A 21,807-nucleotide genomic window follows, 5' to 3' on the forward strand; every position below is an offset into this window, starting at 1 on the left:
CGCCCACCCCGAGCGTGACATCGGGCCGCCGCATCCCGCAGTCGGTGAAGAAGACCTCGGACATCCGCGCGTCGTAGTGCTGCCCGGTGTGGATCACCCGCGCCGCGTCGGCGAACAGCCCCGCCAGCGGCGCGAGTTTGACGATCTCCGGCCGGGTGCCGAGTACGAAGGCGACCGAGCCGGTGATGATGGAAGCGCAGGGATCGTACATGGGCTCTCCGTCAGACGCGAGGAAGTGTGGCGGGAAGGGCGCGCTCGAGCGGCGGCAGTGGCGGTGGCGACAGCGGCGTACGCGCGGACGCGACGCCCGCGCGCTCGACCATCCCCCGGGGCACCCCGCCCGCCGCGACGGAACTGGTCATGGCGCGAATACTCGCACGCGCGCAGCTGCGAACGGGCCAACCGGGCCGCAGCCGCCCGTCCGGCGAACCGAATTCGGATCACTGAACCATCCGACTATTGAGCCGACGGGGCCCGGCCTCATCATCCTCACCTCAATCACATGATTTCCATACCGGCTAGACTCGCCGCGTGAAGATCAGCCAGGCGGGGGCAGGGGACGTCGCGGCCTTGGCCGGGCTGTTGTGGCTCGACACGCGCGGCGAGGAGCCGGGGCAACCGGACATCGCTGCGTTCGCGGCGCAGCTCGGGGCGTGGTGGGCCGCCCATCAGGACTCGCACCTGGCGTTCGTGGCGCGGGTCGGCGGCCCGGAGATCGTCGGCATGGCGTGGGTCGCGCTGGTGCCGCGCGTGCCTCGGCCCGGGGCGACGAGCCGGCTGTCTGCCGACGTCCAGAGCGTCTTCGTGCTGCCAGAGCAGCGCGGTCACGGGATCGGGTCGGCGCTGGTGGAGGCCGCCGCGGCGCATGCGGAGCGGGTCGGGTCCATCCGCGTGACGGTGCATTCCGGCCGCAGGGCGGTGCCGGTATACGAGCGGCTGGGATTTGAGGCGTCTCGGCGGCTGCTTCAGCGGCCTCCGGACTAGGCTTCCTCGACCAGCTCGGCGTGATTTTCGGCAGCCCACCGGGCGAGTTCGGCCAAGGGGCCGTGGGCGAAGGACTCGCCGAGCGAAGTGAGCCGGTAAATCGCGCCGGTGGTGCCGACCGAGGGTTCGACGGGCCGCGATCTGACGACCAGTCCGCGCTCCTGCAGGCGCCGGAGGGACTGGGTGAGCACCTTGTCGCTGGCTCCGGAGACGTGCGCCAACAGCTCGTTGCGGCGCGTCGGCCCGAGCCGCAGAGCAGAGAGAACCACCGGGTCCCAGGCGTGGTTGATGAGCTCGACCGCCGCGCGTACATGGCAGTCGCTCACGAAGATCGGGCACTGCTCGTCGGGCATGACCCGAGCCTGGCACACATCGTCCTACCAAGTGGTAGGAAGCGGGCTCGTAGCGTCTCCGGTGACACCTTTTCCCAGGGAGCGGAGAACACCGTGAACGTAGGCATATTGGGGACCGGGAACCTGGCAACGGCGCTCGGCCGGGCCTGGGCCGCGGCCGGGCACAGGATCCTGGTGACCGGGCGCGACGCGGAACACGCACGCGAAGCCGCACGACGGATCGGCTCCGCGGCTGAAGCGGTGGCCGCCGCAGAACTCGCGCGCCGCGCCGATGTCGTGGTGATCGCGGTGGCTTGGGAAGGCCTTGAAGCCGCCGTCGAGCTCATCGCCGGCCCGTCTCTCGTCGGCAAGACCGTGATCGACTGCACCAACCCGGTCGACTTCACCACCGGCGCGCACAAGACGGAGTCCGGCTCCGCGGCCGAGACGGTCGCTCGGGTGGCTCCCGGAGCCCATGTGGTCAAGGCCCTTCACCTGTTCGCCGGCGCCTCCTGGCCCTCCACCGCGATACCGCGGGAGGCTCCGGTCGTGGCGATCTGCGGAGACGAGCAGTCCAGCCTCGAGACGGCCGCCCGACTCATCGCGGACCTCGGCGCGCACAGCGCCGTGGTCGGAGGACTCGCGAGCGCCCGCCAGGCGGAGGAGACCGCCGGCTTCGTCATGCGCGTGGTGGCGGCGGGCTTCAACCCGAAACTCGCCGTGCCCGACGTGGATCCCGCGCTCCTTGCCCGCGCGCAGGAGCCTCAGCCGGCCGGGTAGAACAGAAACAGCGTGCAGCCGGTCTCGGTTCCCGGCAGGTGCCAGGTGCCCGCGGGTGCGTGCAGGAAGGTGCCGGCCGGGTGGTCGCGGGCGCCGTCGTGGAAGACGCCTGACACCACGTAGACCTCCTCCGGGCCGGGCTCGTGGACGTCGGGGCGGGGCCAGCGGGCTCCGGCGTCCATCTCGAGCACGTGCGCGTGTGCGCCGATCTGCTCCGGGGTGTTCGCGCTCGCCCGGACGGGGTTGTTGGACGGACGCTCGGCCACCACGCACCCGGAGCGCGCCGAGCAGTTGCGGCGGGAGTTTCCGCGGGTGCGGGTGGAGCCGGACCGGCTCTACGTCGACCACGGCGACGTCGCGACCAGCGCCGGGCGGGTGCGGGTATCGACCTGTGTCTGCACCTGGTTCGCCAGGATCACGGGGCGGCACACGCCGCGCGCCTCGCGCAGCACATGGTGATGCCGCCGCTCCGCACGGACGATCAGACGCCTCGTCAGCCTCACCCGTACGCGGGAACCGACACAGCCGCGTTCGAGGACTTGCTCACCTGGGCCGAGACGCGCCTCGGCACCCCGCTGTCGGTCGACGACCTGGCCGCGCAGCTCGGCGTCTCGCCGCGCACGCTGTCTCGGCGCTTCACCGAACGCCTGGGGATCGGCCCCGGCGCCTGGCTGCTCTCGCGCCGGGTTACCGCGGCACGCGCGCTGCTCGAGGACACGGACCTGCCGGTCGAGGCGATCGCCGCACGCGTCGGCCTCGCCTCTCCGGTCAACCTCCGCCGCCGCTTCCGCGACCAGGTGGGCACCACGCCCGGCGCCTACCGGCGGGCGTCGCGCAGCCCGTGAGCCGGCCGCGCCCACGGCAGGCACGCGCGAAAGACCGCACCCGCGGCGCTTCGTGAGCGCCGCGGGTGCGGTCCTGGTCAGGCTGTGGCCTGGGCCGGCTGATGCCGGGTCAGCTTGTCGCGTGGTTCGGCTTAGTAGCCGTACCAGCAGGAGCCGCCGCAGCGAGCGGCCACGACGTTGTCCAGGCCGCCGTAGGTCGCGTTGGCGTACTGGGAGGCGGCGATGATGTTGTCGACCGGGTTGGTGATGTCGTTGTAGCCGGACAGCGCGTAGGCGTCGAACGTCGGCTGAATCATCTGCATCAGACCGATGGACGGGGTGCCCGCCGCGGCGTTGGAGTCCCAGCCGTTCTCGGCGGTCGGGTTGCCCGAGGACTCGTTCATCGCGGTCTGGTAGATCGCGTTGTACGACGGGGCCGAGATGCCGTTCGCGTTCATGATCGCGATGGCCTGGTTGATCCAGCCGTCCAGGTCGTCCGCGTAGCCGGTGCTCGAGGTCGAGGAGTCGGTGCTGCTCGACGCGGTGGTGCCGCTGGTCGAGTTCGAGCTCGAGTTCGAGGCGGAGCTCGAGGACGAGTCGCTGGAGGTGCCCGAGGTGGTGCTCGAGGTGGTGCCGGTGGTGGCGGAGTTGTCGCTCGTGGACGAGGACGCGCTGCCGCTGCCCGGCAGCAGGATGGTCCAGCCGACGTCGATCAGGTTGGCGTCGGTGAACGTGGCGCCGTTCGCCTCGGTGCGGTTCTTGTTCAGGTCGAACAGCTCGTGGTACTTGTTGCCGTCGCCGAGCTTGCTCTGGGCTATGCCGAACAGGGTGTCGCCGGCGACGACGGTGTAGGTGCCGTCGCTCGAGGTCGACGTGCTCGAGGAGACGTTGGTGGCGTTCACGGACGAGCCGTTGGAGCCGTTGGAGCTCGCGGAGGACGCCTGCACGGAGTGGCTCGGCGTGTGGGTCGAACCGACGGTCGCGGCCGAGGCCAGCGTCGGCATCGCGACGCCCGCGATCGCGGCGGCGCTGAGGGTGACGGCGCGAACGTGCTTGCGCGTGGGGACGGACAGGGACAGACGGTTGAACGTCAAGACTTCGGTCTCTTCCTCTTCAGGCCGCCTACCGGGTTAGCTGACGGGTTCGGGCGTAAGAGGTCGCCCTACCGTGCCGTGTGGGCACGGATTCACCCCGGGGGATCTGTGGGTCCCCGGCTCCCTGGGAGTGTCTTTCCACTCCGCTCTGGACTCGGCGGAGGCGTTGCCGCCATGAATTTCAGTGGCTGTTCAGCAACGCCTGGGGACAACTATAGGCACATGAAAACCGGACAAATAACCACTTCGAGCGAGATACACGAAGAAACTCGAAAAGCGAGGAAATCGCTACGCCTAGCGAGACATCGCAGGTCAGAGCATTCGCAAACAGGCGAAAAGCGCCCGCGGCAATGCTGAGAGCGACCTGATCGTCGCGCTCGGTGCGGGCGCCATTCACCATACGTGACTGATTCAGCACCGTGAGTATCGGCAATGCGTCACGCATTCATCGCGGAAAGTGACTGAATCAGCCACCCATTTCGATTAACCGCGTAAAGTGCCGGAGCCGTCACATTCCGGTGGACTCGCCCGGCTTCGGCGGGGTGTCGCCCAGCAGCCAGCGGGCGCCGGGGCCGCGGGTGGCCGCGGTGTCGCCCGCGTTGTAGAGGCGGCAGGTGCGCAGGGACAGGCAGCCGCAGCCGATGCAGCCGGTCAGGCTCTCGCGCAGCCGCTCGAGCTCGGCGATCCGGGCGTCCACGCGTGCCACCCACAGCGGCGAGACCGCCTGCCAGTCCGCCTTGTTCGGTGCCCGGTCCATCGGAAGCCGGGCGAGCACCGCGCCGACCTCGTCCAGGCTCAGGCCCACCTGCTGGGCCGCGCGGACGAAGGCGACCCGGCGCAGCATGGCCCGGGCGTAGCGGCGCTGGCCGCCGGCGGTGCGCTCGGCGGCGATCAGTCCGAGCTGTTCGTAGTAGCGCAGCGCCGAGGTGGCCACGCCGGCCCGGCGGGCGAGTTCGCCGACGCTCAGGCGGGATTCGAGTACGGGCATGGCCCCGGATCCTAGGGCCTGTCCTGCCGCTTGACTTCAAGTCGACTTGAAGTTGCAACCTAGGGGACATGGAGAACACGAACACGAACACGGAGGCGATGATGAACACGAACACGGCGGTGCTGGACCGGACCGGGGACACGAGCCGGGAGATCCGCGAGGACGCGGGCACCGAGCGCGCGTCGTTCGAGGCGCTGGGCGGCCTGATGGCGCAGATGACCGGCGACGAGAAGCACGGGCCGGCCGCCACCTCCACGCTGGACGCGCTGTGGGTGCTCTACACCCGCGTGCTGCGGGTCGACCCGCACGCCCCGGAGGACCCGCTGCGCGACCGCTTCCTGCTCTCGAAGGGGCACGGCCCGATGGCGTACTACGCCGTGCTGGCCGCCCGCGGCTTCATCCCGGAGTCGTGGCTGGGCGACTTCGGGTCCTTCGACTCCCCGCTCGGCCACCACCCGGACCGCCTGCTGGTGCCGGGGGCCGAGATCGGCAGCGGCTCGCTCGGGCACGGGCTCGGGCTGGCCGTGGGCACCGCGCTGGGGCTGCGGGCCCGCGGGCTGAACACGCAGCGCGTGGTCACGCTGCTCGGCGACGCGGAGCTGGACGAGGGCTCGAACCACGAGGCCATCGCGTACGCGGGGGCGGTGGGCTTGGCGAGCCTGACCGCGGTGGTCGTGGACAACCAGTCGGCCACGCACGGCTGGTCCGGTGGCATCGCCACCCGGTTCGAGCGCGAGGGCTGGTCCACCGTGACGGTGGACGGCCGGGACCACGACGCGCTCGAGGCCGCGTTCACCGCGCCGCACCCGGGCCGCCCGCACGCGGTGGTCGCGGTGGTCGAACCGAAGTACAGCTGAGCTCGCACGGCCCAGAAGCAGACACCAAGCCACACCTATACCCAGAGGAGAGCAAAGACCATGGACACCATGCGAGAGCGCTTCACCAGCACCACCTCCGACCTGCTCGACCAGGACCCGCGGCTGGCCGTCGTGCTCGCCGACATCACGGCCGCGGCGTTCGCCCCGGCCGCCGCCCGCCACCCGGAGCGGGTGCTGAACGTCGGGATCCGCGAGCAGCTGCTGATCGGGGTGGCGGGCGGGCTGGCCCTGGCCGGGCTGCGCCCGATCGCGCACACCTTTCCCTCGTTCCTGGTCGAGCGGCCGTTCGAGCAGATCAAGCTGGACCTCGGGCACCAGGACGTGGGCGCGGTGCTGGTCAGCACGGGGGCCTCCTACGACATGGCCTCCCTGGGGCGCACCCACCAGGCGCCGGGCGACGTCGCGCTGTTCGACACGCTGGAGGGCTGGACCGTGCAGGTCCCCGGCCACCCGGAGGAGGCCGAGGCGCTGCTGCGGGCGGCCGCCGCCGGTTCCGGACGGGTCTACCTGCGGCTTTCGGGCGAGACCAACCACGCGGCGCACCCGGTCGAGGGCGGCCGGATGGCGGTGCTGAAGCAGGGTTCCGACCGGGCGGCCGGGGTGGTGGTGGCCGTGGGGCCGCTGCTGGACCCGGTGCTCGAGGCCGTCGCCGACCTGGACGTGACCGTGCTCTACGCCGCCACCGTGCGCCCGTTCGACGTGGCGGGCCTGCGCTCGGCCGTCGCGCGCACCGCCGCAGCCGACGTGGTGGTGGTCGAGCCGTACCTGGCCGGCACCTCGAACCGGGAGGTGGGCGAGGCGCTGCTGGACACCCCGCACCGGGTGCTCGGGCTGGGCGTCGCGCGCCAGGAGCTGCGCCGCTACGGGACGCCCGCCGAGCACGCGGCGGCGCACGGCCTGGACGCGGCCTCGCTGCGGGCGCGGATCGGCGGGTTCCTCGGCTGAGCGCCGTGGACACCGCGAGGAACGGCAGAGCACTGAAGCCGGCGGCCCGCGAGGGGGGTCGTCGGCGTCAGTGCTCTGCCGGGTCGGGGCCGGTCCTCAGCCCGCCTGCACCGGCGGGGTGCCGTGGGTGTGGAAGGACTCGATCGTCTTCAGTCCCCAGGCCTGGCCCTTGGCCCGCTCGGACTCGGTCCAGGTCACGGTCTCCCAGTCGGGGGCGAGCAGCAGCCGGGAGACCGGGTTGCACAGCTCGATCCGGTTGCCGCCGGGCTCGTAGACGTACAGGAAGAAGGTCTGCTGGATGGCGTGCTTGTGCGGGCCGGTCTCGATGAAGACCCCGGCGTCCAGGAAGACGTCGGCGGCGCGCAGGATCTCCTCGCGGGTGTCGGTGGCGAAGGCGATGTGGTGCAGCCGCCCCTCGCTGCCGGTCCAGTCCTCGGTGTAGACCAGGTCGTAGGACTTGTTGCCGAAGTGGTGCCACTGCGCCGCGATCCGGCCGGTGTCGAGCCGGATCTGCTCGCTGGTGCGGGCGCCGAGCAGGTCGCGCTGGAAGGCGCCGTTGGCCTCGACGTCGGCGGCGAGGTAGTTGACGTGGTCCAGGCGCCGCACGCCCACCCCGTACGCGGGCTTGGCCTCGGCCTGGTTCTTGAGCGCGGGCCGGGAGGCCTCGGGGGCCCGGTAGTGCTCGGACTCCCAGTAGAGCTCGAACTCGTGGCCGTCGGGGTCGCGGAAGGCGTAGGTGCGGCCGATGCCGAAGCCGCCCTCGCGCCAGCCGATGCCGAACCCGGCCTGCTCGATCGCGGCCGCGCGGCGCTCGAGGGCCTCGGCGCTCCAGGTGCGCAGCGCGGTGCGGCGGATGCCGGAGGACGCGTGGCCGGTGAGGATCAGGCTGTGGTGTTCGTAGTCGTCGAAGGTGCGCAGGAAGACCGAGTCACCGTCGCGGCCGCATTCGCGCAGGCCCATGATCTCGGTGAAGAAACGCAGGCTCGCCTCGGGTTCGGGGGTGAGCAGTTCGACGTGTCCGAGGTGCGCGACCTCGTGGAAGGGCGAGGGGGTGGTCATGGCGAGTCTCTTGCTTCCTTCAGTTGCTGGCGGTGTGCGACGGCCGGGGAAATACGGTGCCCTCGAACAGCTTGCGTGCCGTGCGCACCAGGCCGGCCCGGCGGGTGCGGGGCCGGTCGGCGGGAGCGTCGGGGTCGAGTTCGACCGAGACGTCCACCGCGCCGGTGGGGTGTTCCAGCCGCAGCGGCGCGCCCGGTGCGGTACGCGGTGCGGCGAGTTCGGCCCCGACGGCTCCGGGCAGCAGCAGCGCGGTGGCCACGCTGACGGCGCCGAGCACGCCGATCGCCTCGTGGCAGCGCACCGGGATGAAGGTGCGCGTGCTGACGGTGCCGCCGTCGCGGGGCGGGGCGAGCAGGGAGATCTTCGGCAGGGACGGCGCGTCGCCCAGGCCCATCAGCTCGAGCGCGGCGGTCCGGATGCGGCTGATCCGCTCGGTCAGCCGCTCGTCCGCCTCGAGCTCGGCGGGGGTCTCGTAGCCGGTGACGCCGAGGTCGCCCGCGCGCACCACGACGGTCGGCATGCCGTTGTCGATGCACGTGACGGGCAGTCCGTCGATCTCGTCGCGGACCCGGCCGGTCGGCAGCAGCGGCTTGCCCTCGGGTGAGGCGAAGGCGAGCAGCACGGGCTCGGCGTAGTCGACGCAGCCGCCGGGGGTGGCGAAGGTCGCGGTGGCCGATTCGCCGGTGTTGACGAGGTGGATGCGCACGGACGTGCGCTCCTCGGCGGCCGCGACCAGGCCCCGCTCCACGGCGAAGGGCCCGACCCCGGCGAGCAGGTTTCCGCAGTTCTGCTTGTCGGTGACGAAGGCCTCGCCGACTCCGACCTGCAGGAACAGGTAGTCGACGTCGGCGTCTTCGCGCGCCGAGCAGCTGACCACGGCGACCTTGCTGGTGAGCGGGTGCGCGCCGCCGATGCCGTCGATCTGCCGAGGGTCGGGGCTGCCCATGACGCGCAGGACCAGTTCGTCGCGCGCCTCCCGGTCCGCGGGCAGGTCCCGGGCGAGGAAGTACGGGCCCTTCGACGTGCCGCCGCGCATCAGGATGCAGGGTATGCCCGCGCCCTCACTCATGGTATTCCTCGTATGTCATGTACTCGACACCGAGTCCGGCCAGCAGCGGCCGCAGGTCGTAGCGGTCGAGGCCGAGCTGTCCGGCGGCCAGCGCCTCGCGGGTGGCCTGCTCCTTGGCCTCACGGGCGGCCGAGGCCTCAAGGGCGTGGGGCAGCTCGGCGGCCGGGAAGGTCATCACGCCGTCGTCGTCGGCGAGGATCGCGGCGCCCGGGAACAGCGTCTGGCGCCCGACCGTGACCGGGACGTTGACCGCGCCGGCGGTGGCCTTGACCGTGCCCTGGGCGCTGACGTGCCGGGACCAGACCGGGAAGCCCATCGCGCGCAGTTCGGCGGTGTCGCGCACGCCGGTGTCGATGATCAGGCCTCGTACACCGCGGGAGGCGAGCGAGGTGGCCAGCAGTTCGCCGAACAGCCCGTCCGAACACGGCGAGGTGGTGGCCACCACCAGCACGTCGCCCTCGGCGCACTGCTCGGCCGCGGCGTGGATCATCAGGTTGTCGCCGGGCCAGCACAGCGCGGTGACCACGGACCCGGCCACCCGCACGTCCTGCTGGATCGGCCGCAGGTCAGGGCCCAGATAGCCGGTACGGCCGAGGGCCTCGTGCACGGTCGCGACCCCGTACCCGGCGAGCGCGTCGAGCTGCTCGAGCGGCGGGCGCGGGACGCCGGTGACGACCACGCCGCGGGACGGCGCGGCGCTCACGAGAGCTCCTTGGTGGTCTGCGGGTAGTGCCGCTGGAAGGCCTCGGCGCGGGTGTCCTTGCCCAGGCCCAGGTTCGGGCCGGCGTTGCGCTCGAGCTGCACGCCGCGGCGCTTGGCCAGGTCGGTGTAGTAGTCCCACATGTGCTGCTGCGCGGGCAGGCAGCGCATGGCCGCCTCCTTGCGCGTGAACACCGGGGTGATGTCGAGCAGCACGTCCGGCTTGAAGTCGCACTGCTCGGACTGGTGCGGCTCGAAGGAGAACAGCGGCGGGGCGCCGAGCGGGTCGCCGGCCGCCTCGTAGCCGATGGCCTGGGCCAGGATGCGCGCCTGGATCGCCATCCGGGCGGCGGCCGGGTGGTCGCCGTTGTACGGGTCGGCCAGGGTGTGGGTGAGCACCACGGTGGGCTGCACCTCGCGGTAGACGTGCACGAGCCGGTCCACCAGCTCGGGGCTCTCCAGCAGCGGGTAGTCGCCGGCGTCGAAGAACTCGATCTCCGCGCCCAGCGCCGCGGCCGCGGCCTCGGCCTCCTGCCGGCGCAGGGCCTTGATCTCCTCGAGCTTCTTCCCGGCCAGCCACGCCTTGGCGGACTCGCCGCGCTCGCCGTAGGACAGGCAGACCACCTTGGCCCGCTGCCCGCGCTCGGCCGCCAGCGCGATCGCGCCGCCGGAGCGCCAGACGAAGTCGCCCGCGTGCGCGCTCACGACCAGCAGCGCCTCGGTTATCTCAGCCATGTTCTTCTCTCCTCATTGTTCTCAACTAGCGCGCAATGCCTCGGCGACGCCGGCGAGGTGGGCTCGGGCGGCCCGCTCCGCGGCCGCGGGGTCGCCGGCGCAGATCGCGTCGATCAACGCCAGGTGCTCGGGCAGGGACTGGCGCGGGCGGCCCGGGCGCAGGCTCAGCCGGAACTGGTGGCGCACGCTCTGGGCGTGCAGCCGCTCCAGCATCTGGGCCGCGACGCGCCGGCCGGACAGGGCAAGCACCAGCGCGTGCAGCCGCCGGTTGAGCTCCGCGTACCCGGCGATGTCCGCCTCCTCGACCGCGGTGCGCATCCGCTCGCCGAGCTCGCGCAGCGCGGCCCGGCCGCGTTCGTCCACGCGTTCGGCCGCGGCGGCGGCGCACAGGCCCTCGAGCACCATCCGGCACTCGACGATCTCCACGGCCTCCTCGGTCGGGATCAGCCGGACCCGGGCGCCGCGGTTCTCCACCCGCTCGACGAGTCCCTCGCCGGTCAGGTCGAGCAGCGCGGCGCGCACCGCGGCCCGGTTGACCCCGAGCCGGGCGGCGAGTTCGAGTTCGATCAGCCGCTGACCGGGGGTCAGCACGCCGTCGCGGATCTCCTCGCGCAGGATCCGCCCCGCCGCCCGGGCCGCCTCACGGCCGCCCGCGACGCCGGTGTCCGAGCCCTTGCTCCGGCTCGTCTTCGTGCCCGCATCGGGGCTCATGTCCGTGTCCGTGTCGCCCGACTCCCCGTCCGCGGCCGAAATCTCCATGATCGGACGGTACGACCCCGTCGAAGAGATTGTCAACAATCCTGTATACGTTCTCATCGACAATCCCTCCTTCGAGGTCGTACCGTCCGGATCAGCGTGTTGCGTCAGTGCGTGGTGTCGGTCTCGGTCCCGCGGTTATCGCAGGTCCGCGGGCCGGGTGACCCACTGGCCGTTCACCCAGCCGCTGACCGTCTCGTAGCCCGAGCGGAACGAGCCGAGCCACTGCACGTTCAGGTTCTGCTCCGCCTTGGACACCTGCGGGGTGTAGCTGGACGCGTCGGTGGCCGAGCCGCCGGTGGTGTCCACCGCGATGTACGGGTAGGCGTAGACGGGCCGGGTGGCCAGCACCTTGCCGGTGTTGTCGGTCAGCGTGGAGAGCAGGCTGGTGGGCGCCTGCCCCTGGGTGACCCACGCGGTGATCGCGCTCAGCGCGTCGAAGTTGCTCGGCCCCTGGCCGCCGCCGCAGTGCGCGACGCCGGGCAGCAGGTAGAGCTTGGCGAACCGCTCGGTCGCGGCCAGACCGCCCATGGTCTTGGTCACGGCCTGGTAGTAGGAGATCGTGCCCACCGGGTTGATCGCCGGGTCGGCGTAGCCGGCCCACAGGATGAGCTTGCCGCCGGCCTTCTCGAACGCGGACAGGTTCGGGTCGGTCGCGTCGAGCTCACCGTCGTTGGCCTTGGTGACCTTCTCGAAGTTCGCCTTGGTGAACTGCACGTCCATGTAGCTGGCCGCGCCGTCGAAGGTGCCGGTGGGAGTGATCCAGCTCTGCCACGCCGTGGTGCCGATGTTGGCGTCGATGGCCTGGGTCTCCTGGTTGCCGTTCGGCACGATCCAGCCGGCCCAGTTGAGCTCGGAGCCGCGGACCTCGTAGCCGGGGTAGAGCAGCTGGCCCTGCGGGTCGGTGGGGCCGGAGTAGAGCTTGTCCACGGTCTCGACCTGAGCGGCTGTCAGGCAGAAGTCGCTCGCGCTTGAGGTCTGGCCCGTCGCGCACTCGATGCTCGCCGGCTTCCAGGTGCAGGCCAGCGGATCGGCGAGGTAGCCGAGGCTGACCGCGGTGGCGCCGCCGCAGGCCTGGAGCACCGCGGTGTGCAGCGGCGCGAGGTCGGCGGAGGTGAGGATCGGCGAGCCGTCCGCGGCCGTGTTCGCCTGGGCGTTCCAGGCCTCTTCGAAGGCGTTGAGCTCGGTCTGGATCGAGGCAGGCGACCCGGCGATGATGCCGTTGAAGTCGGTCGGGTAGCGCTGGGCCTCGATCAGGGCCTCGCGGCCGCCGTCCGAGCAGCCGTCGTAGTACGAGTCGGCCGGGGCGCTGCCGTAGAAGGCCTTGAGGATCGCCTTGGACACCAGCGCGAGCTGGTGCTCGGAGGCGTAGCCGAACTCGGCCCGCAGTTCAGGGTCCTGGAACGCCGGGACGCTGAAGCCGCCGCCCTCGTGGCCCTCGTCGTCCGCGGCCACGGCGAAGTTCCCGTCGGTGGCCTGGGCGCAGCCGGTGGCCGCGGTCGGCTGGTTCACGCCGACATTGCCGCAGCCGCCGCCGCAGCCCTCCTGCAGGTACTCGCCCGCGTAGGTACTGGTGGGCAGGTAGATGGTGAAGTGGGTCTCCGGTGCGATGATGCCCTGGACCTCACAGGCGGCCCAGGAGCCGGCCGGGTTGTCCGCCGCGGCCACCGAGGTGGCCGAGGTGATCGAGGTGTTGGCCCCGGAGAGGGTCAGCAGATTGATTCCCTGGGCCTGGGCGCAGGACTGGACCGGCGCCACGGCGTCGGCCGCGGTGGCCGAACCGGTCGCGGCCGCGGACGCGCCGGCCCACAGGCCCGCGGCGAGGGTCACCGCGGCCGCGACGGCCGCGATGAGCGGTCGGCGGCGGGAGCGCCGGGGCGCCGACCCGTCCGTCGGGTGTTCGTCGGTTGCTATGCTGAAACGCAAGGGTTCTCCCTGTTTGCACGACGTTGAGCAGGAGGATCCATCCCTTGTCCCCGTTGCCCCGGGGACTTGGGAACCGCCCGATCCCGGCCGTCTTGAAGGCGGCCGGGATCGGGCCGTCTAGGGGCGGTGCGTCATGCCGCGGCGGCGGCGAGCGCGGGCTCCGCGGCCGACTCGGCCGCCTGGCTGCGCAGCAGCAGCACGGTGACCAGGCAGCAGGCCAGCGCCGCGACACCGCAGACGGTGAAGCCGAGGCTGTAGGCGTCGCCGAGGGCGTGCACGGCCAGACCGGAGACGGTCGGGTCGGCGTGCTCGACGGCCAGCGGGCCGCCGCCGGACAAGATGCCCTGGGCCTTGCCGAGGTCCGCGGCGGCGAGGTTCGCCGAGTGCAGCGAGCTGCTCAGACCGCTGACGGCCTTCGCGGTGGCGATGGCGCCGATCACGGCCGGGCCGAGGGTGAAGCCGAAGTCGCGCAGCATGCTGGTGGTGGCCGAGGCCATCCCGGCGAGGCTGTGCGGCGCGGTCTCCACCACGGTCGCGGTGACCGCGGAGACGGCGAAGCTGAAGCCGATGCCCACCAGGCCCATCGGCACGATCAGCGCGGGCAGCGTGCTGTCCGAGATCGGCAGCTGGCCGGCCCAGATGTCGCCGACGCCCATCAGCACGAAGCCGAGGGCGAGCACCCAGCGCGGGGCGAGGGTGCCCATGAGCCGGTGGGTGAGCGGCAGCAGGAAGATGGTCAGACCGCTCAGCAGCAGGAACGCGAAGGCGGTGCGCATCGAGGACTGGCCCTGGATCGGACCCATCCGGATGCTGATGGCGTAGGCGGTGCCGAGGAAGGCGAACATGCCGACCACGGTCACCAGGGCGGCGAGCGCGAAGTTGCGGTTCTTGAACAGGTCAAGGCGCAGCAGCGGGTTCTGCACGCGCAGCTCGATCACGATGAACGCGGCGATGCACACGGCGGAGAGCACGAACGCGCCCACCACGGTCGGGGTGCCCCAGCCGTCGCCGGCGCCCTGGATGACGCCCCACAGCAGCGCGCACAGGCCGAGGCCGATGCTGGCCTGGCCGGCCGGGTCGAGCGAGCGTCCCTCCGGGGAACGCGAGTCCTGCGCGGTGAAGTAGGTGATCGCGGCGTCCACCACGGCCAGCACGACCACCACGATGAAGGCCCAGCGCCAGTTGAAGTAGGTGGCGGTGATGCCGCCGAGCAGCGGGGCGATGAAGTTTCCGGTGGACAGGATGGCGGCCCACAGGGCGATCATCTTGGCCCGCTGGGCCGGGGTGCGGTCACCCGCGACCAGCATGGCCAGGGTGGTCGGGAACAGCGCGGCGCAGCCGACGCCGGCCAGGATCTGGCCGATCCACATCAGGCTCACCCCGTGCGCGGAGGCCGAGACCGCCTCGCCGACGGCCAGCATCAGCGCGCCGCCCATGAGCAGTCTCTTGCGTCCGAACAGGTCGCCGAGCACACCGCAGGTGAGCTCGAGCACGGTGATCGGCAGCAGTGAGCAGTCCGATATCCAGGTCAGCTGGGAGTTGGTGGGGTTGAACACCTCCTGGAAGGTTCCGTTGAGGGTGGCCGGCATGGCCAGGCCGATCTGCGCGAGGCAAACCGCGAACAGGGCGGCGGCAACCGTACCCGCGCGCAGCGGGCCGCGGTCGGTGCCGGAGGCACGAGTTAGGTTCGTCATGGCGTCCTTCACGTCCTTGTGATCCGGGGGCATGACGCCGCCGGTGCCATGGAGTATGTCCGCGTGGCAACAATTTTTTCAACAGTCGAGATATTACGATTGCGTGACAGCCGGGCGTGGATGCCTGGGCCTTAGGCAGAGACCCTCCACCCCTGGACGTCGGACCAGGCGGGATGGCGGACTATATTCTTCAGGGTGAGAAATATTGTGACCGTGCCACTCCCACCCCTGTTCTCGCCGGGATCGGTCACAATCGGAGCCGTGAACAGCCCGGTCGACACCGCCGACGTCCGACGCCGCAACCTCTCGCTGGTGCTGCGGCACATCGCCGCGCACGGCCCGTGCGCGCGCACGGAACTGGCCGAGGCCACCGGGCTGGTGCACGCCTCGATCTCGGCGCTGACCGCGGAGCTGATCGCCAACGGGCTCGTGCACGAGGTGGGCCTGGCCTCCTCCGGCAACCGCGGCCGCCCGCGCCGGCTGCTCGAGCTCGCGCCGGGACGGGTGGCCGCGATGGCGATCCAGGTCACCGCGGGCCGGCTGATCTCGGCCGCGACCGACCTGGACGGCACCGAGCTGTGGCGCGACGACCGGCCGCACGCCGCCACCTACGGCGACCCGCGGCCGGTGACCCGGGAGATCGGGCGGGTGGTGCGCGACGGGATCGCGGCGGTGCGCGGCGAGGGCCGGGCCCGGATGCACCTGGCCCGGGTGGTGCTGGCCGTGCCCGGCGCGGTGATCGAGGACGAGATCGTGGCCGACTCGATCCTGCTGGGCTGGCGCCGGGTGGACCTGCGCACGCTGGTGCGGGCCGACCCCGCGGTCGGCACCGTCCCGCTGAGCGTGGTCAACGAGGCCAACATGGCCGCGTTCGCCGAGTACCGGGCCCTGATGGAGCGCACCGGCGCGGCCCCGCGGGTGTTCGCCTACCTGCGCGGCTCCGGCAACGGCATCGGCGGCGGCCTGGTCGTGGACGGCGCGGTGCACACCGGCGGGCACGGCATGGCGGGCGAGTTCGGCCACATCCCGGTCTCCTTCGACGGTCCGGCCTGCAAGTGCGGGGACCACGGCTGCCTGGTCACCTATCTGGGGCTGCGGGCGCTGATGCAGGCGGCCGGCCTGGATCCGGCCGCGTACGACCCGGACCTGGAGACCGGCCCGGCCGAGTTCGACCGGCGGCTGCGCGGCGGCGACCCCCGGGCCGTGCGCGCGCTCGAATCCGGCGCGCGCGCCCTGGCCACCGCGCTGACCGCGGTCTCCCGGGTGGCCGACCCGGAGCAGGTGGTGCTCGGCGGCCACCTGGCCGGCTGGTCGGACTGGCTGGTGCCGAGCGTGCTGCGGCATCTGGCCGGGCGCCGCGCGGTCACCCCCACCGACGAGCCGGTGATCAGCACCGATCTGCTCGGCGCGGACGCCACCTTGCACGGCGCGCTGCGTTACGCCTGCGCCACGGTGCTCGACGACCCGGCCGGCGTGCCGCTGCTCACACCCGCCTGAGTACCGCCCCGACCAAGATCGATCGCCGCTGATCAAGGCGCTGAGCTCGGCTTCCCCCGCTCGCCGGGCCGCCGGGTACAGCTAAGATTGCGCGTTCACCCATTTCGACGCACCCACCCGCGCTCTTACGCTCAGGGAACCCTGCCGAGCGAGAAAGCGGGAGAGCAGAGCGTTGATTTCAGTCAGAACGATGCCGCGGTTGGTCGGCGGCGCATGGCGCGAGCCGCGCGAAGGGCACGCGATCGACGTGGTCGATCCGGCCGACACCCGGCGCGTGGTCGCACGGGTGCCGGAGATGGATCCGGCCGAGGTCGCGGAACTCTACGAGCTGGCCGAGGCCGGCGCGGCGGTGTGGGCGGCGACCTCGCCGCTCGAGCGCGCCGCGGTCATGGTGCGCACGGCCGCGCTGCTGCGTGAGCGCGCCGCCGAGATCGCCGCCGACCTCGTGGCCGAGATGGGCAAGACCCGGGCCGAGGCGGACGGCGAGGTCGGCAAGGCGGCCGACTTCTTCGACTACTACGCCTCCTGGGCGCGCCAGCCCTACGGGCAGCTGCTGCACGACGCCCGCCCGGGCACCGAGACCAGCACGCGCACCGAGCCGCTGGGCGTGGTGTGCCTGATCACCCCGTGGAACGACCCGCTGCTCACCCCGGCGCGCAAGGCCGCGCCGGCGCTGATCTCGGGCAACGCGGTGGTGCTCAAGCCGGCCGGCGAGACCCCGCTGGTCGCGCTGCACCTGGCCCGCGCGCTGGACGACGCTGGCCTGCCCGCGGGCGTGCTCGGCGTGGCGCTCGGCCGGGCGAGCCGGATCTCGGCCGCGCTGCTCGACGACCCGCGCCTGGCCGCGGTCTCGTTCACCGGCAGCACCGAGGTCGGCCGCTCGCTGCAGCGGCAGCTGGCCGGGCGCGACGTGCGGCTGCAGACCGAGATGGGCGGCAAGAACGCCACCGCGATCCTCGACGACGCGGACCTCGCCCTCGCGATCCCGACCGTGGCCGCGGCGGTGTTCGGCCAGGCCGGCCAGCGCTGCACCGCCACCAGCCGGATCGTGGTGGACCGGGCCGTGGCCGAGAAGGTCATCGCCGGCCTGGTCGAGGCGGCCAAGGCGCTGCGCCCGGGCCCCGGCGGCGAGCCAGGCACCACCATGGGTCCGCTGGTCAGCAGCAGGCACCGGGACGAGGTGCTCGGCCACATCGCCCGGGCCGAGGCCGACGGCGCGGTGCTCGCGGTCGGCGGCTCGGCCCCGGCCGAGCCGGAGTTCGCGCACGGATGCTACGTGCTGCCGACCGTGCTGCGGGACGTGGCGCCGCACATGGCGATCTGGCGCGAGGAGGTGTTCGGCCCGGTCGTCGCGGTGCGCGTGGTGGACGGGTTCGACGAAGCGGTCGAGGCGGTCAACGACTCGGTCTACGGACTGGCCGCGGGCGTCTTCACGCAAGACCTCGGCCGCGCGCACGAGTTCGCCCGCCGGGTGAACGCCGGCCAGGTCTCGGTCAACCTGCCCACCCCCGGCTGGGACGTCCACCTGCCGTTCGGCGGTTTCGGCGCCTCCGGGTCGCCGTTCAAGGAGCAGGGAGCCGAGGCGCTGCGCTTCTACTCCCGGGTCAAGACCGTCGCGATCCGATTCGGGGCCTGACGCCGTGACCACACACACGAACAAGGTCGGAGTGGTCGGCGCGGGCCTGGTCGGCCTGGCCGTCGCCCGCCGGATCGCCGAGCTGACCGGCGCGGAGGTGACCGTCTTCGAGAAGGAGGCGCACGTCGCCGCGCACCAGTCCGGCCACAACTCCGGCGTGATCCACTCAGGGATCTACTACACCCCGGGCTCGCTCAAGGCGACGCTGTGCCGGCGCGGCGTGGAGCTGCTGCACGAGTTCAGCGCCGAGCACGGGATCGAATACCGCGAGATCGGCAAGGTCATCGTGGCGCGGGACGAGGTCGAGGTGACCCGGCTGCGCGACCTGCGGCAGCGGGCCGCCGCCAACGGCGTGCCCGGTGTGACCTGGCTCGACGCGGCCGGGCTGCGCGAGCTCGAGCCGCACGTGCGCGGCAAGGCGGCGCTGCACTCCCCCACCACGGCCATCATCGACTACAAGCTGGTCGCCCGGGCGCTGGCCGAGGACGTGGCCAAGCTCGGCGGCACGGTGCTGCTCTCGCACCCGGTGACCCGGATCGAGCGCGTCGGCGAGCAGGTCGCGGTGCACGACGCCCACGGCGGGCGCCACGTCTTCGACCGGCTGATCCTGTGCGCGGGCCTGCAGTCCGACTCCGTGGCCAAGCTGGCCGGCGACGATCCGGGACCTGCGATCATCCCGTTCCGCGGCGAGTACTACCGGCTGCGCCCGGAGCGCACCCACCTCGTCAGGGCCCTGGTGTACCCGGTGCCGGACCCGGCCTACCCGTTCCTCGGCGTGCACCTGACGCCGCGGATGGACGGCCTGGTCGACGTCGGCCCGAACGCCGTGTTCGCGCTGGCCCGCGAGGGCTACCTGCGCCGCAACGTCAGTCCCCGGGACCTGTTCCAGACGCTGACCTGGCCGGGCACGCTCCGGCTGTTCCGGCAGCACTGGAAGATGGGCATCGGCGAGATGCGCGGCTCGCTCTCCAAGCGCGCGTTCACCGCCGCCGCCCGCGCGTACGTGCCCGAACTCGAGCCGAGCGACCTGGTCCGCGCCCCCGCGGGCATCCGGGCCCAGGCGGTGGACCGGGACGGCTCGCTGGTGGACGACTTCCGGATCACCACGCTCGGCCCGATCACGGCCGTGCGCAACGCCCCCTCCCCCGCCGCCACCTCCAGTCTGTCCATCGCCGAGTACGTGGTGGACCGGCTGTTGGCCCGTCAGCCCGACTGAGCGGCCAGAACAGCCACACCGTCCCACCCCGAAGATCGCACGAAACACCCAGAACACAGATAGCGAGGACCGCATGTTCATCGTCGACACCCAGATCCACGTGTGGAAGGAAGAGACCCCCGACCGCCCCTGGGTCCCCGGCGCGCGCGAGCGGATCCGGCTCAACGGGCACCGCGAGGAGGCGTTCAGCTACGAGGAGGCGCTGAGCCTCATGGACGAAGCCGGCGTGGACCGCGCCCTGATCCTGCCCCCGTCCTGGGAGGGCGACCGGATCGACTACGCGCTCGAGGCCTGCGAAGCCCACCCCGACCGCTTCGGCGTGATGGCCCGGGTGCCGCAGAACAAGCCCGAGGAGGGCGCCGAGCTCATGCGCGAGCTGGCCGCGAACCCGCACGTCAAGGGCACCCGGCTCACCTTCCACCGGCCGATCGACCGCAACTGGATGATCGACGGCACCAACGACTGGTACTGGCCGCTGGCCGAGGAGCTCGGCCTGGTCACCATGGTGCACGCGCCGATATGGAAGACGGAGCTTGGCCAGATCGCCGAGCGCCACCCCGACCTGAAGCTGATCATCGACCACATGGGCATCATGGCCCGCTGCGTGGACGACGCGATCGGCTACTGGGTGCAGGAGACCGCCGACCTGTGCAAGCACCCGAACATCTACGTGAAGGTGTCGGCGATCCCCGGCTACAGCACGCAGCCGTTCCCGAACCTCAACATCGCCAAGTACGTGCACGAGGTCGTGGACAAGATGGGCCCGGAGCGCGCCTTCTGGGGCACCGACATCACCCGCCTGATGGGCCACGGCATCACCTGGACCGACACGATCGAGCAGTTCACCAAGCACTTCGGCTTCACCGAGGAGCAGCTCGAGTGGATCATGGGTCGCGGGATCTGCGACGTGCTCGGCTGGCCGGTGCCGGACGACGCCAAGTAGGACGAGGCCGAGAAGGACGGGAAGAGTACAAGCCATGACCGAAACAGCACAGCTGGACGGCGGCGAGGCGGTCCTCGCCGCCTGCCGGGACATCGGCGTCGACGTCGTGTTCTGCTCCTCGGGCTCCGAGTGGGCCCCGGTGTGGGAGGCGCTGGCCAGGCAGCGGCGCGACGGTGTCGCGGGTCCGCGCTACATCGACCTGATGCACGAGACCCTCGCGGTCGCCATGTCCACCGGCTATACCCTGGCGACCGGGCGGCCCCAGCTCGTGCTGCTGCACGCCGTGCCCGGTCTGCTGCAGGGCGCGAACGGGATCCACGGCGCGCTGCTGACCGGCGTGCCGATGGTGGTCGCGTCGGCGGAGTCGACCGGGTACGGCGAGACCGGCACCGACCCGGGCTCGCAGTGGTACCGCAACCTCTCGATCGTGGGCGGCCCGCAGGCCGTCGCGGCGCCGTTCACCAAGTGGGCGACGCAGGTCGGGGACGCCTCCACGGCGTACGGGCACGTGGTGCGGGCGGCCGAACTGGCCCGGCGCGCCCCGGCCGGACCGGTGTACCTCAACATCCCGATGGAGGTGCTGCTGCAGCCGTGGAGCCGCCCGGCCGCGGCGCGCCCGGTGCCGGAGCCCGGCGCCCGGGTGAGCACCCCGGCCGAGCTCGAGCGGGCCGCCGCGCTGCTGGCCGGGGCCCGGCGGCCGGTCATCGTGACCGAGTCGGCGGGCCGGCACCCGGACGGCTTCGAGGCCCTCGTCGAGTTCGCCGAGTCCCTCGCCATCCCGGTGGTCGAGCCGCAGTCCGCGGTGTGCGCGAACTTCCCGCGCACGCACCGGCTGCACCGCGGCGGGGACGCCACGGCGCTGTTCGCCGAGGCCGACCTGATCGTGCTGGTGTGCTGCCGGGCGCCGTACTACCCGCCGAGCAACCGCCCGGCCGACTCGCGGGTCCTGGTGATCGACGACGTACCGCACCGTCCGTACGTCGACTACCAGGTCCTCGGCGCCGACCAGTACCTGGAGGGCGATGTCGGCCCCACGCTCAGGGCGCTGACGCAGGCCATGCGCCAGGCCGACGTGGACGCGCGGCTGGTGGCCGAGCGCGAGGCCGAGGCGGCCGACGCGCATGCGTCTCGGAAGGCGCCGGCCCTGGCGCACTCCGCGCCCGCCGCCCCGGGCATCGACCCGGCCGAGGTGGTCGACGTGCTGCGCGAGCTGCTCGACCCGGACGCGGCGGTGGTCGACGAGACCATCACCCACGCGCGGGTCGTGCAGCAGCGGCTCAAGGCCGACCGGCCGGGACGCTACAGCTACGTGCAGGGCGGGCTCGGCCAGGGCATCGGCGTGGCGCTCGGCGTGAAGCTGGCCGACCCGGACCGGGAGGTCGCGCTGACCGTGGGCGACGGCTCGTTCCTGTACAACCCGATCGTGCAGTCGCTCAGCGCGTCCAAGTCCCTGGGCCTGCCGCTGCTGATCCTGGTGTTCAACAACCGGCAGTACCTGTCCATGAAACTCAACCACCTGCGGTTCTATCCCGACGGCGCGTCCGTGAACGAAGCGGACTTCCACGGGGTCGACCTGTCGGACCAGCCCGACCTCGCCGCGCTCGCCGGACCCTTCGGGATGCTCGGGTTGACCCTGAGCGACCCGGACGAGCTGCGCGCGGGCCTGGAGAAGGCCTTGGAGGCCGTGCGCTCGGGCGTCACGGCGATCGTCGACGTCCGCGTCACCCGCTGACGACCACCCACTGACCTCGG

The 21,807-nt window shown here is 72.1% G+C and carries 20 protein-coding genes, 2 pseudogenes and 1 riboswitch; of the genes and pseudogenes, 10 read left to right on the forward strand and 12 right to left on the reverse strand.

Annotated elements, in window-relative coordinates:
- A pseudogene (locus KDL01_RS04760) lies at positions 1 to 211 on the reverse strand (non-hydrolyzing UDP-N-acetylglucosamine 2-epimerase); the annotation flags it as partial.
- A gap of 320 nt (positions 212 to 531) precedes the next feature.
- Here KDL01_RS04760 and KDL01_RS04765 point away from each other — a divergent pair.
- The gene (locus tag KDL01_RS04765) at positions 532 to 984 is read left to right on the forward strand and encodes a GNAT family N-acetyltransferase (protein ID WP_212527084.1); all 453 of its coding nucleotides are present in this window, start codon (positions 532 to 534) and stop codon (positions 982 to 984) included.
- Here the strand turns inward: KDL01_RS04765 and KDL01_RS04770 are convergent.
- On the reverse strand, positions 981 to 1,337 hold the full coding sequence (locus KDL01_RS04770; RefSeq protein WP_212527085.1) for a winged helix-turn-helix transcriptional regulator: 357 nt from the start codon (positions 1,335 to 1,337) through the stop codon (positions 981 to 983). The genes KDL01_RS04765 and KDL01_RS04770 overlap by 4 nt on opposite strands.
- 93 nt (positions 1,338 to 1,430) lie before the next feature.
- On the opposite strand from KDL01_RS04770, the gene KDL01_RS04775 reads away from it, so the two are divergent.
- Entirely contained in the window at positions 1,431 to 2,096 is a 666-nt protein-coding gene (locus KDL01_RS04775) for an NADPH-dependent F420 reductase (RefSeq protein ID WP_212527086.1), read from the forward strand.
- Here the strand turns inward: KDL01_RS04775 and KDL01_RS04780 are convergent.
- Positions 2,081 to 2,362, reverse strand: a complete 282-nt coding sequence (locus KDL01_RS04780; RefSeq protein WP_307846095.1) for a cupin domain-containing protein — start codon at positions 2,360 to 2,362, stop codon at positions 2,081 to 2,083. The two genes, KDL01_RS04775 and KDL01_RS04780, sit on opposite strands and share 16 nt — an antisense overlap.
- On the opposite strand from KDL01_RS04780, the pseudogene KDL01_RS45830 reads away from it, so the two are divergent.
- Positions 2,304 to 2,941: pseudogene (locus KDL01_RS45830) on the forward strand (GlxA family transcriptional regulator); the annotation flags it as partial. The gene KDL01_RS04780 and the pseudogene KDL01_RS45830 sit on opposite strands and share 59 nt — an antisense overlap.
- A 131-nt stretch (positions 2,942 to 3,072) precedes the next feature.
- Here KDL01_RS45830 and KDL01_RS04795 read toward each other — a convergent pair.
- On the reverse strand, positions 3,073 to 4,014 hold the full coding sequence (locus KDL01_RS04795) for a LysM peptidoglycan-binding domain-containing protein (protein ID WP_212527090.1): 942 nt from the start codon (positions 4,012 to 4,014) through the stop codon (positions 3,073 to 3,075).
- Between the two features lie 10 nt (positions 4,015 to 4,024).
- Positions 4,025 to 4,184, reverse strand: a riboswitch (cyclic di-AMP (ydaO/yuaA leader).
- Positions 4,185 to 4,522: 338 nt separating this feature from the next.
- The gene (soxR, locus tag KDL01_RS04800) at positions 4,523 to 5,002 is read right to left on the reverse strand and encodes a redox-sensitive transcriptional activator SoxR (RefSeq protein ID WP_212527091.1); all 480 of its coding nucleotides are present in this window, start codon (positions 5,000 to 5,002) and stop codon (positions 4,523 to 4,525) included.
- 206 nt (positions 5,003 to 5,208) lie between these two features.
- Between soxR and KDL01_RS04805 the strand changes: the two genes are divergently transcribed.
- A complete protein-coding gene (locus tag KDL01_RS04805; RefSeq protein ID WP_368861514.1) occupies positions 5,209 to 5,859 on the forward strand; it encodes a thiamine pyrophosphate-binding protein in 651 nt (216 codons plus the stop codon).
- Between the two features lie 60 nt (positions 5,860 to 5,919).
- A complete protein-coding gene (locus KDL01_RS04810; RefSeq protein ID WP_212527093.1) occupies positions 5,920 to 6,825 on the forward strand; it encodes a transketolase family protein in 906 nt (301 codons plus the stop codon).
- A 96-nt stretch (positions 6,826 to 6,921) separates the two neighbouring features.
- On the opposite strand, the gene KDL01_RS04815 is transcribed toward KDL01_RS04810, so the two are convergent.
- From KDL01_RS04815 to KDL01_RS04845, 7 genes are all read right to left on the reverse strand, one after another.
- Positions 6,922 to 7,884, reverse strand: a complete 963-nt coding sequence (locus tag KDL01_RS04815; protein ID WP_212527094.1) for a VOC family protein — start codon at positions 7,882 to 7,884, stop codon at positions 6,922 to 6,924.
- A gap of 19 nt (positions 7,885 to 7,903) precedes the next feature.
- Entirely contained in the window at positions 7,904 to 8,953 is a 1,050-nt protein-coding gene (locus KDL01_RS04820) for a 4-oxalomesaconate tautomerase (protein WP_212527095.1), read from the reverse strand.
- The gene (locus KDL01_RS04825; protein ID WP_212527096.1) at positions 8,946 to 9,656 is read right to left on the reverse strand and encodes a 4-carboxy-4-hydroxy-2-oxoadipate aldolase/oxaloacetate decarboxylase; all 711 of its coding nucleotides are present in this window, start codon (positions 9,654 to 9,656) and stop codon (positions 8,946 to 8,948) included. The genes KDL01_RS04820 and KDL01_RS04825 overlap by 8 nt, the downstream gene beginning before the upstream one ends.
- Positions 9,653 to 10,387: a PIG-L deacetylase family protein gene (locus KDL01_RS04830; protein ID WP_212527097.1), complete on the reverse strand. Its 735-nt coding sequence runs from the start codon at positions 10,385 to 10,387 to the stop codon at positions 9,653 to 9,655. The genes KDL01_RS04825 and KDL01_RS04830 overlap by 4 nt, the downstream gene beginning before the upstream one ends.
- 21 nt (positions 10,388 to 10,408) lie before the next feature.
- Complete coding sequence (locus KDL01_RS04835) at positions 10,409 to 11,146, reverse strand: GntR family transcriptional regulator (protein ID WP_212527098.1); 738 nt, start codon at positions 11,144 to 11,146, stop codon at positions 10,409 to 10,411.
- Between the two features lie 135 nt (positions 11,147 to 11,281).
- On the reverse strand, positions 11,282 to 13,069 hold the full coding sequence (locus KDL01_RS04840) for a tannase/feruloyl esterase family alpha/beta hydrolase (RefSeq protein ID WP_212527099.1): 1,788 nt from the start codon (positions 13,067 to 13,069) through the stop codon (positions 11,282 to 11,284).
- Between the two features lie 131 nt (positions 13,070 to 13,200).
- Positions 13,201 to 14,796 carry an MFS transporter gene (locus tag KDL01_RS04845; protein ID WP_246575954.1) on the reverse strand — a complete coding sequence of 532 codons (1,596 nt, stop codon included), beginning with the start codon at positions 14,794 to 14,796 and terminating at the stop codon, positions 13,201 to 13,203.
- Between the two features lie 228 nt (positions 14,797 to 15,024).
- On the opposite strand from KDL01_RS04845, the gene KDL01_RS43045 reads away from it, so the two are divergent.
- From KDL01_RS43045 to KDL01_RS04870, 5 genes are all read left to right on the forward strand, one after another.
- Positions 15,025 to 16,260, forward strand: a complete 1,236-nt coding sequence (locus KDL01_RS43045) for an ROK family transcriptional regulator (protein WP_212527100.1) — start codon at positions 15,025 to 15,027, stop codon at positions 16,258 to 16,260.
- A gap of 190 nt (positions 16,261 to 16,450) precedes the next feature.
- Complete coding sequence (locus KDL01_RS04855; RefSeq protein WP_212527101.1) at positions 16,451 to 17,896, forward strand: aldehyde dehydrogenase family protein; 1,446 nt, start codon at positions 16,451 to 16,453, stop codon at positions 17,894 to 17,896.
- A 4-nt stretch (positions 17,897 to 17,900) separates the two neighbouring features.
- Positions 17,901 to 19,112, forward strand: coding sequence for an L-2-hydroxyglutarate dehydrogenase (gene lhgD, locus KDL01_RS04860; RefSeq protein ID WP_212527102.1), 1,212 nt, complete (start codon positions 17,901 to 17,903; stop codon positions 19,110 to 19,112).
- Positions 19,113 to 19,185: 73 nt separating this feature from the next.
- The gene (locus tag KDL01_RS04865) at positions 19,186 to 20,055 is read left to right on the forward strand and encodes an amidohydrolase family protein (protein WP_212527103.1); all 870 of its coding nucleotides are present in this window, start codon (positions 19,186 to 19,188) and stop codon (positions 20,053 to 20,055) included.
- Between the two features lie 34 nt (positions 20,056 to 20,089).
- Positions 20,090 to 21,787 (forward strand): thiamine pyrophosphate-dependent enzyme, encoded by a 1,698-nt coding sequence (locus KDL01_RS04870; protein WP_212527104.1) that lies wholly within the window; start codon positions 20,090 to 20,092, stop codon positions 21,785 to 21,787.
- Positions 21,788 to 21,807: the final 20 nt, after the last annotated feature.

Source organism: Actinospica durhamensis, assembly GCF_018139695.1.
In the GTDB taxonomy this organism is placed as follows: Bacteria; Actinomycetota; Actinomycetes; order Streptomycetales; family Catenulisporaceae; genus Actinospica; species Actinospica durhamensis.

Excerpts from the sequence above, each read along its gene's own strand:
- KDL01_RS04820 (WP_212527095.1), bottom strand. The coding sequence starts at position 8,953 with ATGAGTGAGGGCGCGGGCATACCCTGCATCCTGATGCGCGGCGGCACG.
- soxR (WP_212527091.1), bottom strand. The coding sequence starts at position 5,002 with ATGCCCGTACTCGAATCCCGCCTGAGCGTCGGCGAACTCGCCCGCCGG.
- KDL01_RS04830 (WP_212527097.1), bottom strand. The coding sequence starts at position 10,387 with ATGGCTGAGATAACCGAGGCGCTGCTGGTCGTGAGCGCGCACGCGGGC.
- KDL01_RS04810 (WP_212527093.1), top strand. The coding sequence starts at position 5,920 with ATGGACACCATGCGAGAGCGCTTCACCAGCACCACCTCCGACCTGCTC.
- KDL01_RS04770 (WP_212527085.1), bottom strand. The coding sequence starts at position 1,337 with ATGCCCGACGAGCAGTGCCCGATCTTCGTGAGCGACTGCCATGTACGC.
- KDL01_RS04855 (WP_212527101.1), top strand. The coding sequence starts at position 16,451 with ATGCCGCGGTTGGTCGGCGGCGCATGGCGCGAGCCGCGCGAAGGGCAC.
- KDL01_RS04815 (WP_212527094.1), bottom strand. The coding sequence starts at position 7,884 with ATGACCACCCCCTCGCCCTTCCACGAGGTCGCGCACCTCGGACACGTC.
- KDL01_RS04845 (WP_246575954.1), bottom strand. The coding sequence starts at position 14,796 with ATGCCCCCGGATCACAAGGACGTGAAGGACGCCATGACGAACCTAACT.
- KDL01_RS04835 (WP_212527098.1), bottom strand. The coding sequence starts at position 11,146 with ATGGAGATTTCGGCCGCGGACGGGGAGTCGGGCGACACGGACACGGAC.
- KDL01_RS04865 (WP_212527103.1), top strand. The coding sequence starts at position 19,186 with ATGTTCATCGTCGACACCCAGATCCACGTGTGGAAGGAAGAGACCCCC.
- KDL01_RS04870 (WP_212527104.1), top strand. The coding sequence starts at position 20,090 with ATGACCGAAACAGCACAGCTGGACGGCGGCGAGGCGGTCCTCGCCGCC.
- KDL01_RS04805 (WP_368861514.1), top strand. The coding sequence starts at position 5,209 with ATGGCGCAGATGACCGGCGACGAGAAGCACGGGCCGGCCGCCACCTCC.